This is a genomic window from Streptomyces sp. TSRI0107 (assembly GCF_001905845.1).
Lineage (GTDB): Bacteria > Actinomycetota > Actinomycetes > Streptomycetales > Streptomycetaceae > Streptomyces.
This window is the reverse complement of record NZ_LIVZ01000004.1, coordinates 253541-269022: the sequence shown is the minus strand read 5'-3', so window position 1 is coordinate 269022 and position 15482 is coordinate 253541. Positions and strand designations below refer to the sequence as shown.

Annotated in this window: 17 protein-coding genes; 5 read left to right on the top strand and 12 right to left on the bottom strand. The window is 71.8% G+C overall.

Going from position 1 to position 15482, the window contains the following annotated elements:
* Position 1: 1 nt before the first annotated feature.
* The gene (locus AMK31_RS11580) at positions 2 to 763 is read right to left on the bottom strand and encodes an alpha/beta hydrolase (protein WP_073940374.1); all 762 of its coding nucleotides are present in this window, start codon (positions 761 to 763) and stop codon (positions 2 to 4) included.
* A 114-nt stretch (positions 764 to 877) separates the two neighbouring features.
* Here AMK31_RS11580 and AMK31_RS11575 point away from each other — a divergent pair, with 114 nt between their 5' ends.
* Both AMK31_RS11575 and AMK31_RS11570 read left to right on the top strand, forming a co-directional pair.
* Entirely contained in the window at positions 878 to 2041 is a 1164-nt protein-coding gene (locus AMK31_RS11575) for an adenosine deaminase (RefSeq protein WP_073940373.1), read from the top strand.
* 169 nt (positions 2042 to 2210) lie between these two features.
* Positions 2211 to 2570: an ATP-binding protein gene (locus tag AMK31_RS11570; RefSeq protein WP_073940372.1), complete on the top strand. Its 360-nt coding sequence runs from the start codon at positions 2211 to 2213 to the stop codon at positions 2568 to 2570.
* A gap of 77 nt (positions 2571 to 2647) precedes the next feature.
* Here the strand turns inward: AMK31_RS11570 and AMK31_RS11565 are convergent, their stop codons facing one another.
* From AMK31_RS11565 to afsQ1, 5 genes are all read right to left on the bottom strand, one after another.
* Positions 2648 to 2851, bottom strand: a complete 204-nt coding sequence (locus AMK31_RS11565) for a PspC domain-containing protein (RefSeq protein ID WP_073940371.1) — start codon at positions 2849 to 2851, stop codon at positions 2648 to 2650.
* An 82-nt stretch (positions 2852 to 2933) separates the two neighbouring features.
* The gene (locus AMK31_RS11560) at positions 2934 to 3515 is read right to left on the bottom strand and encodes a VanZ family protein (protein WP_073940370.1); all 582 of its coding nucleotides are present in this window, start codon (positions 3513 to 3515) and stop codon (positions 2934 to 2936) included.
* Between the two features lie 106 nt (positions 3516 to 3621).
* On the bottom strand, positions 3622 to 4248 hold the full coding sequence (locus AMK31_RS11555; RefSeq protein ID WP_073940369.1) for a hypothetical protein: 627 nt from the start codon (positions 4246 to 4248) through the stop codon (positions 3622 to 3624).
* A complete protein-coding gene (locus AMK31_RS11550) occupies positions 4248 to 5825 on the bottom strand; it encodes a sensor histidine kinase (protein WP_073940368.1) in 1578 nt (525 codons plus the stop codon). Before AMK31_RS11550 ends, AMK31_RS11555 begins: the two co-directional genes overlap by 1 nt.
* Positions 5822 to 6499: a two-component system response regulator AfsQ1 gene (gene afsQ1, locus AMK31_RS11545; RefSeq protein WP_073940367.1), complete on the bottom strand. Its 678-nt coding sequence runs from the start codon at positions 6497 to 6499 to the stop codon at positions 5822 to 5824. The genes AMK31_RS11550 and afsQ1 overlap by 4 nt, the downstream gene beginning before the upstream one ends.
* A gap of 222 nt (positions 6500 to 6721) precedes the next feature.
* On the opposite strand from afsQ1, the gene AMK31_RS11540 reads away from it, so the two are divergent.
* Positions 6722 to 7465 (top strand): SigE family RNA polymerase sigma factor, encoded by a 744-nt coding sequence (locus AMK31_RS11540; RefSeq protein WP_073940366.1) that lies wholly within the window; start codon positions 6722 to 6724, stop codon positions 7463 to 7465.
* 208 nt (positions 7466 to 7673) lie between these two features.
* Here the strand turns inward: AMK31_RS11540 and AMK31_RS11535 are convergent, their stop codons facing one another.
* On the bottom strand, positions 7674 to 8309 hold the full coding sequence (locus AMK31_RS11535) for a uridine kinase family protein (RefSeq protein WP_385310987.1): 636 nt from the start codon (positions 8307 to 8309) through the stop codon (positions 7674 to 7676).
* Positions 8310 to 8437: 128 nt separating this feature from the next.
* Between AMK31_RS11535 and AMK31_RS11530 the strand changes: the two genes are divergently transcribed.
* Entirely contained in the window at positions 8438 to 8839 is a 402-nt protein-coding gene (locus AMK31_RS11530) for a hypothetical protein (RefSeq protein WP_073940364.1), read from the top strand.
* A 232-nt stretch (positions 8840 to 9071) separates the two neighbouring features.
* Here the strand turns inward: AMK31_RS11530 and AMK31_RS11525 are convergent, their stop codons facing one another.
* Complete coding sequence (locus AMK31_RS11525; RefSeq protein ID WP_274535961.1) at positions 9072 to 10625, bottom strand: MDR family MFS transporter; 1554 nt, start codon at positions 10623 to 10625, stop codon at positions 9072 to 9074.
* A 29-nt stretch (positions 10626 to 10654) separates the two neighbouring features.
* Complete coding sequence (locus AMK31_RS11520) at positions 10655 to 11254, bottom strand: NADPH-dependent FMN reductase (protein WP_073940362.1); 600 nt, start codon at positions 11252 to 11254, stop codon at positions 10655 to 10657.
* A gap of 112 nt (positions 11255 to 11366) precedes the next feature.
* Here AMK31_RS11520 and AMK31_RS11515 point away from each other — a divergent pair, with 112 nt between their 5' ends.
* Positions 11367 to 12107, top strand: a complete 741-nt coding sequence (locus tag AMK31_RS11515) for a TetR/AcrR family transcriptional regulator (RefSeq protein ID WP_073940361.1) — start codon at positions 11367 to 11369, stop codon at positions 12105 to 12107.
* 72 nt (positions 12108 to 12179) lie between these two features.
* On the opposite strand, the gene AMK31_RS11510 is transcribed toward AMK31_RS11515, so the two are convergent.
* Genes AMK31_RS11510 through deoC form a run of 3 tightly spaced genes read right to left on the bottom strand, consistent with a single transcriptional unit; the run spans position 12180 to position 15461 of the window.
* On the bottom strand, positions 12180 to 13073 hold the full coding sequence (locus tag AMK31_RS11510; protein WP_073940360.1) for an aldehyde dehydrogenase family protein: 894 nt from the start codon (positions 13071 to 13073) through the stop codon (positions 12180 to 12182).
* On the bottom strand, positions 13066 to 14502 hold the full coding sequence (locus AMK31_RS11505; RefSeq protein WP_073940359.1) for an aldehyde dehydrogenase family protein: 1437 nt from the start codon (positions 14500 to 14502) through the stop codon (positions 13066 to 13068). Before AMK31_RS11505 ends, AMK31_RS11510 begins: the two co-directional genes overlap by 8 nt.
* A gap of 5 nt (positions 14503 to 14507) precedes the next feature.
* Positions 14508 to 15461, bottom strand: a complete 954-nt coding sequence (gene deoC, locus AMK31_RS11500; RefSeq protein WP_073940756.1) for a deoxyribose-phosphate aldolase — start codon at positions 15459 to 15461, stop codon at positions 14508 to 14510.
* Positions 15462 to 15482 lie beyond the last annotated feature (21 nt).

Sequence of the window (15482 nt, the reverse complement as noted above, 5' to 3'; positions counted from 1 at the left end):
GCTACCGCCGCAACGACTTCCCGAACCCGGAGGCCAGCGGCATCCGCAAGCCCAGCGGCGGCGGAGCCGCCAGCGCGTCCTCCACCGGCCGCGACAACGGCCGTCCGAACACCGCCCCCATCACGAAGTCCTCGACGAGCGCCCGCACTTCCTCCCGGTGCTGCTGCAACCGGTGCCGGTCCGAGTGCACTTCGAACCGGCACACCTGCCGGTTCACCTTCTTCGCCCGCTCCGCCAGCCGGAACGACAGCTCGGGATCGGTCCGCTCGTCGTTCGTCCCGTGCACGACCAGCACGCGCCGCCCCGCCAGCTGTTTCACCGGTTCGGGTGATGCCGCGACATCGTCCTCCGGCAGCCAAGGGGCGACCGCGACGACGGAGTTGACGGCGTCGTGCCCGCCCGCCCGCAGCGCCGCCCGCCCGCCCATGTCGTACCCGGCGAGACACACGGGCACGTCCCCGTACCGGCGTACGACCTCGTCCGCGGCCCAGGCCGCGTCATGGGCGAGCCGGGCCTCGCTGCCGTTCCAGCCGCGGTAGCGGTACCGCACCACGTGTACCGCGAGCCCGTCCGCCGCGCCGGCCCGCTGGAGCCGTCGCCCCAGCCCTCTCACGGGCCCGGCCGACGGCAGCGGTGAGGGTCTTCGGTCGGAGACCTCGTCGCCGCCCGGGAGCAGCAGTACCACACCGCTCACCGCCGTCGGCTCCGGACCGAACGCCCGCCCCAGCCTGGCCCTGCGAACCGCCGTCGCTTGCTGTGCCATGACAGAACAGTGTCAGAAGCGCGGGTGTACGCCATCGGTCCGTGCGGTCACCGTTGCGTATCGACGCGGGTGTTGGGAAACGCGATCTACGCGCGTAGGGGTTACAGTGCGAAAATGACGCGCCAGACTGACCGGATGGGGACCACCCCGAGCCCGGACCAGATCCGCCGGGCACCCAAGGTTCTGCTCCACGACCACCTCGACGGCGGCCTGCGTCCCGGCACGGTCGTCGAACTCGCCCGGCAGACGGGCTACTCCCAGCTCCCCGAGACCGACCCCGGCAAGCTGGGCCTCTGGTTCCGGGAGGCCGCCGACTCCGGCTCGCTGGAGCGGTACCTGGAGACCTTCTCGCACACCGTCGGCGTCATGCAGACCCGCGACGCCCTGGTCCGGGTCGCCGCCGAGTGCGCCGAGGACCTGGCCGCGGACGGAGTCGTCTACGCCGAGGTCCGCTACGCCCCCGAACAGCACCTGGAGGGCGACCTCACCCTCGAAGAGGTCGTCGAGGCCGTGAACGAGGGCTTCCGCGAGGGCGAGCGCCGGGCCAGGGAAGAGGGCCGGCGGATCCGCGTCGGCGCGCTGCTCACCGCGATGCGGCACGCCGCCCGCTCCCTGGAGATCGCCGAACTCGCCAACCGCTACCGCGACGAGGGCGTCGTCGGCTTCGACATCGCGGGCGCCGAGGCCGGGCATCCGCCCACCCGGCACCTCGACGCCTTCGAGTACCTGAAGCGGGAGAACAACCACTTCACGATCCATGCCGGTGAGGCGTTCGGGCTGCCGTCCATCTGGCAGGCCCTCCAGTGGTGCGGCGCCGACCGGCTCGGGCACGGTGTGCGGATCGTCGACGACATCGAGGTCGCCGCCGACGGCACGGTCCGGCTCGGCCGGCTCGCCTCGTACGTCCGGGACAAGCGCATCCCGCTGGAGCTGTGCCCGACCTCCAACCTCCAGACCGGCGCCGCCCGCTCCTACGCCGAGCATCCGATCGGCCTGCTGCGCCGCCTGCACTTCCGGGCCACGGTCAATACGGACAACAGGCTTATGTCGGGCACGAGCATGAGCCGGGAATTCGAGCACCTGGTCGACGTATTCGGTTACACGCTCGACGACATGCAATGGTTCTCCGTCAATGCGATGAAATCAGCGTTCATTCCTTTCGATGAACGGCTGGCCATGATCAATGACGTCGTCAAGCCCGGATATGCAGAGCTGAAATCCGAGTGGCTGTTCCAGCAGACTGCCTCCACCAGCGGTTTCACTACTCCGAAGGGCTGATCGGGGGACCAGGGGGATCGGGTTTCTCCAGAGGGTGTTCACCATCCGTCCGCATTTCGATGTTTGCGGCGGCCGGTCGGGCGTGTTTACGTTCTTGGGCGCCTCCCATTTCCCACCCGTTCTTTCTCACCGTCATCCCGTTTCGAGTCAGTCAAGGACGCAATTCACCATGAAGCAGTCTGCTGCCAAGACCCTCGGTGTCGCCGCGCTCGGTGCCGCCTTCGCCGCCGCCGGTGCGGGCGCCGCCAACGCCGCCGCGCCGGGCGTCCCCGACGCAGCCGGTCAGGCCCTGGACACCGTGACCCGCACCCTCCCGGCGGAGAACGTCTCCCAGGCGCTCCCGGGCTCCGGCGAGGCGCTGGCCCAGGGGCAGACCGCGCTCGAGGCCGGGCTGGCCGCCGCGCAGCCCGTCGCCCAGCAGGTGCTCGCCGAGGGCCCGACCGCACCGGTCAACGGACTGCTCGGCGGTCTGCCGGTGCAGGGCCTGCCCACCCACGGCATCCCGGTGAACGGCATCCCGCTGGGCTGACCGGCACCCCCACGCGCCGACGGGGCGCACCCCTGGGACGAGGGGTGCGCCCCGTCGGCGTACCGGCCCGGCCGGGGTCACCAGGCCGTGCGCGCCGCCTTGCCCTCGGAGGGCAGCAGTATCCACAGGGCCAGGTAGAGCAGGAACTGCGGCCCCGGCAGCAGGCAGGAGGCCAGGAAGATCACGCGCATCGTCGTCGCGGAGGTGCCGAAGCGCCCTGCCAGCGCTGCGCACACTCCGCCGATCATCCGGCCGCTGGTGGGGCGGGCAAGGCGGGACATGGCGACTCCTTCTTCTCTCGGCTCGCGGGCCGTGAGCGTCGGCCGGAGGCGGCCCTGGCGGCTGCCTCAACTACCGTCCACGCTACGGAGACGAAGGGGGCAGAACATCGCTCCACGGGGCGATCCCGACCCTGGGAATCGTCGGGGTCCGACCCTGAGCCGGCTCCTCCTGGGGGAGCGCGGCCCGCCGCCGGCACTCCAGCCGGCGCCGCAGCCGGGCCCGCCCGGCCGGGACGAGGGCGAGATGCGTGAGCGCCACGCCGGCGGTGTTCAGCAGCAGCGAGTCGACATTCACGACCCGCCCCGGCACCCCGGTCTGCAGCAGCTCGATGGCCAGCGAGATCAGCACGCCGGCGGCGGTCGTACGCACGAACGAGACCAGCGGCGACTCGGTCAGCCGCCCGCCCGCCATCGGCAGCAGCACGCCCAGCGGCGCGAGCAGCGCGAGCCCTTCCCCGAGCTGCCGCGTCGCCTCGGGCCAGCCCAGCGCGAGATCGGCCCGGATGCCGTCGAGCGGACGCAGATTGGCGGGCATCACCCAGGGGACGTCCAGCGGGCGCAGTGTCAGCCAGGCGACGAACGCGAGGTGCGCGACGAGGAGGACACCTCCTGTCACACGGATGCGGATCGCGGCGCTGCCGCCCCTGGAGCCTTGACGCTGCACGCCCCCCTAGACGCGACCGTCGGCGGGATCGGTTCCGGGTTGCCGTCGCGCGTACGGGTGAGGCATGCGCCACACCCGTACGGCAGCCCCTTCGGGCGGGGTCACGTCACTCGCCGGACACACTCGAGGACGGCGGCTCCGCCGACCCCGGCCGGGCGCGCACGTCGTCCGTGCACTTGTAGCGGCGCGGCGCCTGGTCGCCGGGTCCGCCCAGGATCACCGAGCCGTCGCCCTCGGCCGCCGCCGAGTCGGAGAACGTGCACACGATCTGGGCCAGCGCGACCGACCCGATCCCGGACGGCGGCGTGCTCAGCCGCAGCGTGTCCTCCGGGTCCCCGCGGCGCGGCCCGGCCACCGCCGTACCGCCGCGCACGTCCGTCTCGTACCCGGCGTCCGTCTCGGCCGGCGACGGCGCCTCCGTCAGCTCGTCCAGCAGCCCCTGCGCCACCAGCACCCGCCGCTCGGTGTCCGTCGCGCCCTCCGCGACCCGTACCGTCCGGTCCACGGCCACCAGCGACGAGCCGCACAGCAGGAACACCTGCACCGGCATCCCGCGCGAGGCCTGCGTGGTCACGTCCGGACCGGCCGGCGAACAGTGCGCCCGCGAGGGCGCGGGACCGAAGTCGGTCGGCACCTCCGTGGCCCGGATCCCGCAGCCGGTGAGCAGCGCGGCGAGCGTCCCGGCGAGCACGGGCACCGACAGCAGACGGCGTGCGCCGCGTCGTACGTCCATCAGGAGCCCTCGCCCTTCTGCGCGCCGCCGCCCGCCTGCTGTTCGGCGTCCTGCCGCGCCACCTCCGAGGCGTCCTTGGGCAGCCGCAGCGTGAACACGGCGCCGCCCTCCGGGGAGTTCGCGGCGGTGATCTCACCGCTGTGGATGTGCGCGTTCTCCAGGGCGATCGACAGGCCGAGCCCGCTGCCCTCGGAACGCGGCCGGGAGGCGCTGGCCTTGTAGAACCGGTCGAAGACATGCGGCAGCACGTCCTCGGGAATGCCGGGCCCGTGGTCGCGCACCGCGATCACGACCGCGTCGTCCGCCTCCCGGACCGACACCCGCACCGGCGATCCGCCGTGCTTGAGCGCGTTGCCGATGAGGTTGGCGAGGATCACGTCGAGGCGGCGCGGGTCCAGCCGGGCGTGGATGCCCCGCTCGGCGTCCAGCTCCACCGCGTCCAGCCACGCACGGGCGTCGATGCAGGCGGTGATCTGGTCGGCGATGTCGACGTCGTCGAGGACCAGCCGGGCGGTGCCCGCGTCGAAGCGGGTGACCTCCATCAGGTTCTCGACCAGGTCGTTCAGCCGCCGCGTCTCGCTCACCACCAGCCGCACGGCCGGTTCGATCATCGGGTCGATGCCGCCGCCCTCGAACTCCAGCTCCTCCTCCAGGACCTCCGTGACGGCGGTGATCGCGGTCAGCGGGGTGCGCAGCTCGTGGCTCATGTCCGCGACGAACCGCCGCGACGCCTCGTCCCGCGCCGCCATGTCGGCGACCCGCTTCTCCAGCGCCTCGGCCGCGTTGTTGAAGGTCCGCGACAGATCGGCCAGTTCATCGGTCCCGGACACCCTGAGCCGGGTGTCCAGCTTGCCCTCCCCGAGCCGCCGCGCGGCGACCCCGAGCCGGTGCACCGGCTTCAGCACGGTCGTCGCTGCGGCCTGCGCGAGCAGCGCCGAGCCGATCAGCGCGAGACCGGTGGCGATCCCCAGCGACCAGGCCAGCGAGTTGAGGTCCTTGGCCTCCGGCTCCAGCGACTTGAGCATGTACCCGGTCGGCCCGCCCCCGATCACCCGGGTACCGGCCACCAGGTACGGGGTGCCGTCGTCGACGGTCCGCTGCCAGTACAGGTGGTACGGCGACTTGTTGTTCGAGGTGAGCGGCTGCTCCTTGTTCACCGCCGTGCGCAGCGAGGCGGGCACGTCCTCGATCGAGAAGCCGTTCAGACCGCCCGAACTGCCGTACACCGTCCGCCCGTCACGGTCCTTCGCGACCAGCAGCACACTGAACTGCTGCCCGCCCACGGCCATCTGGCCCGCCGTGTGCTGCAGCTCGTCCTGTCCCGGGAACTCGGGCAGCACGCCCGCCCGGTTCTGCATCTCCTGCTCGAAGTCCCGCAGCACCGCGTCCTGGGTACGGGTGAGCACCGCCTCCCGGTTGAGCCAGTACGCGATCGCCGACGCCGAGACCGCGGCCGTCAGCGCGACCAGCCCGAACACCACCACCAGCCGCAACCGCAGACTGGTGAAGCGCAACCCGGACAGAACTCCCTTGCGAGCCGCGGTCCAGCCGCGGAACCCCCCTTGCCGGTCCGTCACTGAGGCGGATCCAGTCGGTAGCCCACACCACGGACCGTACGGATCAGCGTCGGGGACGACGGCACGTCCTCCACCTTCGCGCGCAGCCGCTGGACACACGCGTCCACCAGCCGCGAGTCACCGAGGTAGTCGTGCTCCCACACCAGCCGCAGCAGCTGCTGCCGGGACAGCGCCTGACCGGGCCGCCGGCTCAGCTCCAGGAGCAGCCGCAGCTCGGTCGGCGTGAGCTGCAGGTCCTCCCCGTTCTTCGTCACGGTCATCGCCGCGCGGTCGATGACGAGGCTGCCGAAGGCCGCCGCGTCGTTCGACTCCCGCTCCCCGCGCCGCAGCACGGCCCGGATGCGGGCGTCGAGCACCCGCCCCTGCACCGGCTTGACCACGTAGTCGTCGGCGCCGGACTCCAGGCCCACCACCACGTCGATGTCATCGCTGCGCGCGGTCAGCAGGATGATCGGCAGCTGGTCCGTGCGCCGGATGCGCCGGCACACCTCGAACCCGTCGATGCCGGGCAGCATCACATCCAGCACGATCAGATCCGGTCGCTGCTCACGCAGCAGCTTCAGACCGTCCTCACCACTGGCAGCGGTCGCCACCCGGTGTCCCTGGCGCGTCAGTGAGAGCTCCAGGGCCGTACGGATGGCGTCGTCGTCCTCGATCAGCAACAGGGAAGGCACGCGCCTCATTCTGGCCCATGGCGGTGCGGGATTCGACACTCGGGCGCCTGCGTAGCCGTATCGCTCGTCTCTGTGACGACGATGTGCTCCTCCTGTGGCCGACCCCTGTGACAGGTCTGTGACAGTCGGCGGACACGGCCATGAAGTCCCCCGGGCAAGCTTTTCGACACAAGCACGGAAGCAAGACAGAACACCGGGAAGTCCACGACGGGGGGGCGCGAGATGAACACGCTGCACGGCACCACCACCAGCGCAGTGATCACGCGTCTGCACGACGTGAACACCCACCGGGGTTCCGAGAAGTCCGGTGCCGTGAGCGGGCGGGGGTGCGCTCGCGGCACCGGGCGTCAGCACACCGCGTACATGACGGTGGTTGACGGTTTCACGGGGGAAACGCACGGGGGATCCGCGTACAGGGAGGAATCGGGGGAGCGCCGCTCGCTGTCGGAGGCCGAGTTCACGGCCTACGTCCAGGAACGCCGCGCCTCCCTGTACGCAACCGCCTACCACCTCACCGGTGACCGCTTCGAGGCCGAGGACCTGCTGCAGAGCGCGCTGTTCTCGACCTACCGGGCGTGGGACCGGATCAGTGACAAGGCGGCGGTCGGCGGCTACCTGCGCCGCACCATGACCAACCTGCACATCAGCGCTTGGCGGCGCCGCAAGCTCAACGAGTACCCGACCGAGGAACTGCCGGAGACGCCCGGCGACACGGACGCGATGCGCGGCACCGAGCTGCGCGCGGTCCTGTGGCAGGCGCTGGCCCGGCTGCCCGAACTCCAGCGCACCATGCTGGTCCTGCGCTACTACGAAGGCCGCACGGACCCGGAGATCGCGGACATCCTCGACATCAGTGTCGGCACGGTGAAGTCCAGCATCTGGCGCTCCCTGCGCCGGCTGCGCGAGGACGAGGTCCTCAGCTTCGGCCGTGACGAGGAGGACGCCTTCGGGGAGCTTGTCGCCTGAAGGTGAGGGGGGACACGGGGGAGCGGTAACGGGAGGGGAACCACGGGGGTCACGGGGGACCCGCGGGGGGTCACACGGGGGAGCACAGGAGAGCGGGGCTGGAGGGCCGGGGGGTCCGTCCAGTCCCGTTCTGCTGTGTACGGGGACGCGTGGGTGCGGAGGCGCGTGAGTGCGGAGACGCGTGGGTATGGGGGCGCGCGTCTCGGCTCTACGCCGGCGTGCGCGCCGTCGCGCAGCGGCCCGCCGCCGCGGCCGCCAGCCGGCCCATCGCCTCGTCCTTGTCGCAGGCGTGGGCGCCGAGCGCGGTCTGCCGGGCCACGATGGACCGCTCGTCGCGCATCAGCCGCCAGCCGCGGCGCAGCAGGAACGGCACCGAATTGCGGCCCTCCTTGAGGTCCCGCAGGAAACGCCGGCGGAAGGTCGTCACCGAGCCGCGGCTCAGGCACAGCGCGTCGGCGAGCACGCCCAGTTCCCGGCAGCGGCCGACGATCTCGGCGGCGAAGATGCCCTCCGCGATGAACAGCGGGGTGCGCCCGATGTCGATCGTGTCCTCGCCGGTGCGGGCGCTCAGTGAGATGTCGTAGACGGGAACGTTCGTACGGCCCGTGCGGCACAGGTCGGTGATCGCGGCGACCGCCGTGTCCGCGTCCCATGAGTCCGGGTGGTCCCAGTCGATGTCGGAGCTCCCCGCCACCTGAGGCAGCGTGGGGTCGGTGGCCTCCTTGTAGAAGTCGTCGAGCCGCAGGACCGGGAGGCCGGAGCGGGCGGCGAGGAGGGACTTGCCGGAGCCGGAAGGGCCGCAGAGCAGCACGACTCGGGTCGGTATGGGCGGATGGGAGCTCACGGGACACCAGTGTGAGGCATCGCCCGGCCCGCGAACGACCCCGCGGGTCGGCTTTGAAGCGTGCGTCACACCTCAACTACCCTGCGTGTCTGACACGTTACCCAGTGCATGAGAAGGTGGCAGAAGCGATGGCCCGACACCACTCCTCCAAGACCCCGACCGGCCGCCGCGCCCTGGTCGCCCTCGCCACCGCGGGCGCGGCTCTGGGTGCGGGCGCCACAACGGCCGCCGCGGCCGACGCCCCCTCGGTGGAAGTGCCGTGGCGGGCCACCTCGCTGGGCGAGATCGACCCGCAGGGCGGGATGCGGGCGCTCGGCGGAGCACTCCCGTACGTCACCGGCCCAGTCGCCGGGCTCAAGCCCAACCCGCTCGCCGGGACCGGCGTCGACCCGCTCGACAACGGAGTCGGCACCCAGCTCGCCGACTTCAAGCCCCTGACGTCCCAGGCGCTGACCGGGCCGGTGGCGCAGGCGCAGTCCGTCGGGGCCATTCCGGTGGTGGGCGACGTGGCCAGGCTGCTGGCGCCGTAGGACTGCCGGCTCCCCAGGGGCGAGACGCCCCTTAGGGGGCGTCTCGTCGATCATGCCGGGCTCGCGGCGTCTGGCACCGCGCCTCGCCGCGTTGTCGTCACTCGCCGATTCCCCCAAGCTCTCGGCTCCGCTCGAGCAGGGGGGACCCCCATCGCATCGACTCCCTCCTCCGCCTTGCGATGCACGGCACCAGACGCCGCTCCCTGATCCGGCCTGATCGACGAGACACCCCCTAGGGCTGCTTCCCGCCCCGCAGCGGGACTTCCCGGATCAGCCAGGACACCGCGAACGTCACGGCGCACAGCGCGGCCGTGCCCAGCGCGACGCCGTGGACTCCGTCGACGACGCCCGTCCGGAATGCGTCGCGGACCGGGTCCGGGAGGTCCCGCAGCAGTGCCGGGGTCAGCTCCCCGGCGGTCAGCCGCTCGCCGGCGGCGCCGAGCCGGTCCGTCACGGTGGCCGTGAGGCCGTTCGTGTACACCGAGCCGAGCACCGCGACGCCGGTCGAGCCGCCGATGGTGCGCAGCAGCGTCTGGGTGCCGCTGGCCGCGCCCATGTCGCGCGGGTCGGCGCTGTTCATGGTGATCAGCATCGTCGGCTGCATCACACAGCCGAGGCCCACGCCGAGCGCCAGCGTCAGCGCGGAGGCCGCGGCCGCGCTCGTCCCGGTGCCGAGCGCCAGCAGGGCCAGGGCACCCGCCGTGGCCAGTGCCCCGCCCGCGATGGGATAGCCGCGATAGCGGCCGCCGTCGGCCACCCGCCGGCCGATGACGAGCTGCGCGCCGATCATGCCCAGCATCAGCGGCAGCAGTAGCAGTCCGCTGCGGGTGGCCGACATGTCCTGCACGAACTGCATGTACAGCGGCAGATAGCCGGCCGTCGCCAGCATGGCCGCGCCCGTGAGGAAGCTCAGGATCTGAGCCACCGTGAAGTTGCGGTCGCGGAACAGCCGGGGCGGGATCACCGGCTCCGGGGCGCGCCGCTCGACCCGCACGAAGGCGGCGAGCGCGGCGGCGGACAGCACGGCGAGCGCGACGATCCGGAAGGACGTCCAGGCGTACGTCGTGCCGGCCCAGCTCGCGAGCAGGGTCACGGCGAGGATCGCAGTGGTCAGCAGGGCCGCGCCGGCGAGGTCGACGCGGGCCCGGACGCGTTCGTGGCGCAGCCGTACCCCGAAGCCGATGACGGCGAGGGCCACCGCGCCGACCGGCACGTTGACGTAGAAGGTCCAGCGCCAGTCCAGCTGGTCGGTGAGGAAGCCGCCGATCAGCGGGCCCCCGATCATCGCGGCCGGCAGCAGCACCCCGATCAGCGCCTGGGAGCGCCCGGCCTGCGCGGGGGTGAGCAGCGTCCCGAGGAGCGAGAGGGCGCCGACGAACAGTCCGCCCGCCCCGATGCCCTGCAGCGCCCGGAAGGCGATCAACTGCCCCATGTCCTGCGCCAGTCCGCAGAGCACGGAGCCGGCGAGGAAGACGGCGATGGAGGCGAGGTAGCTGCCCTTGCGGCCGTACAGGTCGCCCACCTTGCCCCACAGGGGGGTGGAGACGGCGCTCGTCAGCAGATACGCGGTGATCACCCACGACAGGTGGTCGAGGCCGCCGAGGTCGCCGACGACGGTGGGCAGCGCGGTGCCGATGATCGTGCCGTCGAGCGTGGCGAGCACGATGCCGAGCATCAGCCCGAGGACGACGAGCCGGGAGGGCGGGGTGTCCGCGCCGGCCGTCCCCGCCCGGGGTCCGCCCGTGCCCGTCGTGTCCGGGCCGGCTGCGTCGGTGCGTGCGTCCATGGTTCCTCCTCTCTGGGGGCCGGATCGCCTCAGGCGACGTACGGGCGGACGGTCTTGGCGTCGCGCAGGGCGTGCGCCCACCAGGCGAGCTGGTCGAGGAGGGTCTTGGCGGCCGTGTCGGCGCCGGGGTCCTTGCAGCGGCCGTCCTCGTCGAAGCGGCTCCAGGCGTCGTGGAAGCTGACGGTGTTGCGGATGGTCGTGGCGTTCAGCTCGGCCATGACGACCCGGAGCTGTTCCACGGCGCGCAGGCCGCCGGACAGCCCGCCGTACGAGACGAAGGCGACCGGCTTGCCGTGCCACTCCTCGCCGTGCCAGTCGATCGCGTTCTTCAGTGACGCCGGGAAGCTGTGGTTGTACTCGGGCGTGACGATGACGAACGCGTCGGCGGCGGCGAGCCGGGGTGTGACCAGGGCCAGTCGTTCCTCGGTGCCGGGCGGCGGCTGCTGCCCGAACGCCGGGAACACCGTGGGCAACGGGGTCTCGGCGAGGTCGACGACGTCGGCGCGCATGTCGTCGCGCTCGGCGAGGTGGAGGCCGAGCCACCTGGTCACGACGGGAGCGAAGCGGCCTTCGCGGGTGGAGCCGACGACGACGGCGACGCGGAGCGGCGCGGTGGCTGCGGCAGGCATGGGAGACCCCCGGATATGTACGGCGTATCGGACGTGTACAACGTACACATCGATGTGTACGCCGTCTACTGGAGATACGCTGTACACCAGGCCGACGGAGAGGAGCCGAGTCGTGGCCGATCGGAAGAAGGAGGAGGCCGGCGGGCCGGTGGAGCCGACTCTCTGGGAGCGACTGGAGCGGCCCGCCCCGGCGCCCCGCGCCTCCCTGACCCTGGAGCGGATCGCCGCCGCCGCGGTCGAGATCGCCGACGAGGAGGGTGGCGCGGCCGTCACCATGCGCCGCCTCGCCACCAAGCTCGGCGTCGCGCCGATGGCGCCCTACCGGCACGTCGACGGCAAGGACGACCTCTGGGCGCTGATGATCGACCGGGTGTCCCGGGAGCTGGCCCTGCCGGACGGGGCGACGGAGTGGCGGGAGGTGCTGCGCTCCTACGCCCTGCAGACGCGCGAGCTGATGCTCGCCCACCCGTGGATGGCGGTCATGCCCACCCCGGTCGTCATGCTGACGCCGTCCCGGATGGCCGTGGCGGAACGGCAGCTGTCCGCGCTCGCCGCCCACGGCCTGGACGCCGACTCGGTGATGGCCGCCTTCCGGGCCGTCACCTCCTTCGTGCACGGCTCGGCCCAGACCGAGATCGCCCTGCGGGACTACCAGCAGCGCAAGGGCTGGACCAGCGGCGACGAGACCCGCCGGGCGCTCGCCCCGCAGATGGGATACCTGATCGGCACCGGCCGGTATCCGGCCTACGAGCAGTACGCGCTCAGCGCGGCCCGCAAGGACGACCGGGCCTGGGAGTTCGAGTTCGGCCTCGACTGCGTGCTCGACGGCATCGCGCAGCGCCTCGGCATCTGACGCACGGCACACGGAAGCCCCGGCCCTCCTGGACGGAGGAGGACCGGGGCTTCCAGCCGGAGCGGGGAGCGGCTAGTACGACGAGCCGGACGCGCCCAGCGAACCCGTCGGGTGCCAGACCGTCTTCGTCTCCAGGAACGCCGTCATACGGTCGATGCCCGGGGTTGCCGACCAGCCGGCCTCGTCCACAGGCTGTGGACGCAGGACGCGCTTGAGGTTGTCCGCCGCAGCGACCTCCAGCTCCTTCGCCAGCGTCTCGTCGGCGCCCGCGAGATCGATCGCGTTCACGTCCTGGTGCGCGGCCAGCGGCGCCGCCAGCTCCGCCGTACGGCCGGACAGCACGTTCACCACGCCGCCGGGGACGTCCGAGGTGGCCAGCACCTCGCCCAGGGACAGCGCGGGCAGCGGGGACTTCTCGGAGGCGACCACGACCGCCGTGTTGCCGGTGGCGATCACCGGGGCCACCACGGAGACCAGGCCGAGGAACGACGACTCCTGCGGGGCGACGATCGCCACCACGCCCGTCGGCTCCGGGGAGGACAGGTTGAAGAACGGGCCCGCCACCGGGTTGCCGCCCCCCACCACCTGGGCGATCTTGTCGGTCCAGCCCGCGTACCAGACCCAGCGGTCGATGGTCGCGTCCACCTGGACGGCGGCCTTCGACTTCGACAGGCCCTCCGCGTCCGCGACCTCGCGCACGAACTGGTCCCGGCGACCCTCCAGCATCTCCGCGACGCGGTAGAGGACCTGGCCCCGGTTGTACGCCGTCGCGCCGGACCAGCCGCCGAACGCCTTGCGGGCGGCGACGACCGCGTCCCGGGCGTCCTTGCGGGACGACAGCGGAGCGTTGGCCAGCCAGTTGCCCTTCGAGTCCGTCACCTCGTACACCCGGCCGCTCTCGGAACGCGGGAACTTCCCGCCCACGTACAGCTTGTAGGTCTTGAAAACACTGAGACGGTCAGACATCGAGGTACGCCTCCAGGCCGTGGCGGCCGCCCTCGCGGCCGAAGCCCGACTCCTTGTAACCGCCGAACGGCGAGGTCGGGTCGAACTTGTTGAACGTGTTGGACCAGATCACGCCCGCGCGCAGCTTGTTCGCCACGGCAAGGATGCGGGAGCCCTTCTCCGTCCAGATGCCCGCCGACAGGCCGTACGGAGTGTTGTTGGCCTTGGCGACGGCCTCGTCCGGGGTGCGGAAGGTCAGCACCGACAGGACCGGGCCGAAGATCTCGTCACGGGCGATGGTGTGCGCCTGGGTGACGTTCGTGAACAGCGTCGGCGCGAACCAGTAGCCGCTCTCCGGCAGCTCGCAGGCCGGGGACCAGCGCTCGGCGCCCTCCGCCTCGCCCTGCTCGACGAGGGAGGTGATGCGCGAGAGCTGCTCGGCGGAGTTGATCGCGCCGATGTCGGTGTTCTTGTCCAGCGGGTCGCCCAGGCGGAGGGTGGACAGCCTGCGCTTGAGGGAGTCGAGGAGTTCCTCCTGGATCGACTCCTGCACCAGCAGCCGGCTGCCCGCGCAGCAGACCTGGCCCTGGTTGAAGAAGATGCCGTTGACGATGCCCTCGACGGCCTGGTCGATCGGGGCGTCGTCGAAGACGATGTTGGCGCCCTTGCCGCCCAGCTCCAGGGTCAGCTTCTTGCGGGTGCCGGCGACCGTGCGGGCGATCTCCTTGCCGACGCCGGTGGAGCCGGTGAAGGCGACCTTGTCCACGTCCGGGTGCGCCACGAGCGCGGCGCCCGCGTCGCCGTAGCCCGGGAGGATGTTCACGACGCCCTTGGGCAGGCCCGCCTGGCGGCAGACGTCCGCGAAGAACAGGGCGGAGAGCGGGGTCGTCTCGGCGGGCTTGAGCACCACCGTGTTGCCCGTGGCCAGCGCCGGGGCGATCTTCCACGCCAGCATCAGCAGCGGGAAGTTCCACGGGATGACCTGGCCCGCCACGCCGAGGGGCCGGGGGTCCGGGCCGAAGCCCGCGTGGCCCAGCTTGTCCGCCCAGCCCGCGTAGTAGAAGAAGTGCGCGGCGACCAGCGGCAGGTCGGCGTCCCGCGTCTCCCTGATCGGCTTGCCGTTGTCCAGGGTCTCCAGGACGGCCAGCTCGCGGCTGCGCTCCTGGATGATCCGGGCGATGCGGAACAGGTACTTGGCGCGCTCGGAGCCCGGCAGCGCGGACCACTTCTCGAACGCCTTGCGGGCGGCCTTCACCGCGCGGTCGACGTCCGCCTCGCCGGCCTGGGCGACCTCGGAGAGGACCTCCTCGGTCGACGGGCTGACCGTCTTGAAGACCTTGCCGTCCGCGGCCTCGGCGAACTCGCCGTCGATGAACAAGCCGTAGGAGGGGGCGATGTCGACGACCGAGCGGGACTCGGGCGCGGGGGCGTATTCGAATGCCGATGCCATGGTGATCAGTCCACCGTCACGTAGTCGGGGCCGGAGTAGCGGCCGGTGGCCAGCTTCTGACGCTGCATCAGCAGGTCGTTCAGGAGCGAGGAGGCGCCGAACCGGAACCAGTGGTTGTCCAGCCAGTCCTCGCCGACGGTCTCGTTGACCAGCACCAGGAACTTGATGGCGTCCTTGGAGGTGCGGATGCCGCCGGCCGGCTTCACGCCGACCTGCACGCCGGTCTGGGCGCGGAAGTCCCGGACCGCCTCGAGCATGAGCAGGGTGTTGGCGGGCGTGGCGTTCACCGCGACCTTGCCCGTGGACGTCTTGATGAAGTCCGCCCCGGCCAGCATGCCGAGCCAGCTCGCGCGGCGGATGTTGTCGTACGTCGACAGCTCGCCGGTCTCGAAGATCACCTTCAGACGGGCCGCCCCGCAGGCCTCCTTCACGGCGACGATCTCGTCGTACACCTTCATGTACGAGCCCGAGAGGAACGCCCCGCGGTCGATGACCATGTCGATCTCGTCGGCGCCCGCGGCGACCGCCTCGCGGACGTCGGCCAGCTTGACCTCGATGGGCGCGCGGCCCGCCGGGAAGGCGGTGGCGACCGAGGCGACCTTCACCGGGGACCCGGCCACGGCTTCCTTCGCGGCGGCCACCATGTCGGGATAGACGCAGACGGCCGCCGTCGCCGGGGTCGTGCGGTCGGTCGGGTCGGGGTGGACCGCCTTGGCGCCGAGCGCCCGGACCTTGCCCGGGGTGTCCGCGCCTTCCAGCGTCGTCAGGTCGACCATGGAGATGGCCAGGTCGATGGCGTAGGCCTTGGCGGTCGTCTTGATGGAACGGGTGCCGAGCGAGGCGGCGCGCGCTTCCAGGCCGACCGCGTCGACGCCGGGCAGCCCGTGGAGGAAGCGGCGCAGCGTGCTGTCGGACGAGGTCACGTCCGAGAGGCTGTGCGTGGGTGCATTGGTGGGCATGGTCACCAGACGAGCATATCT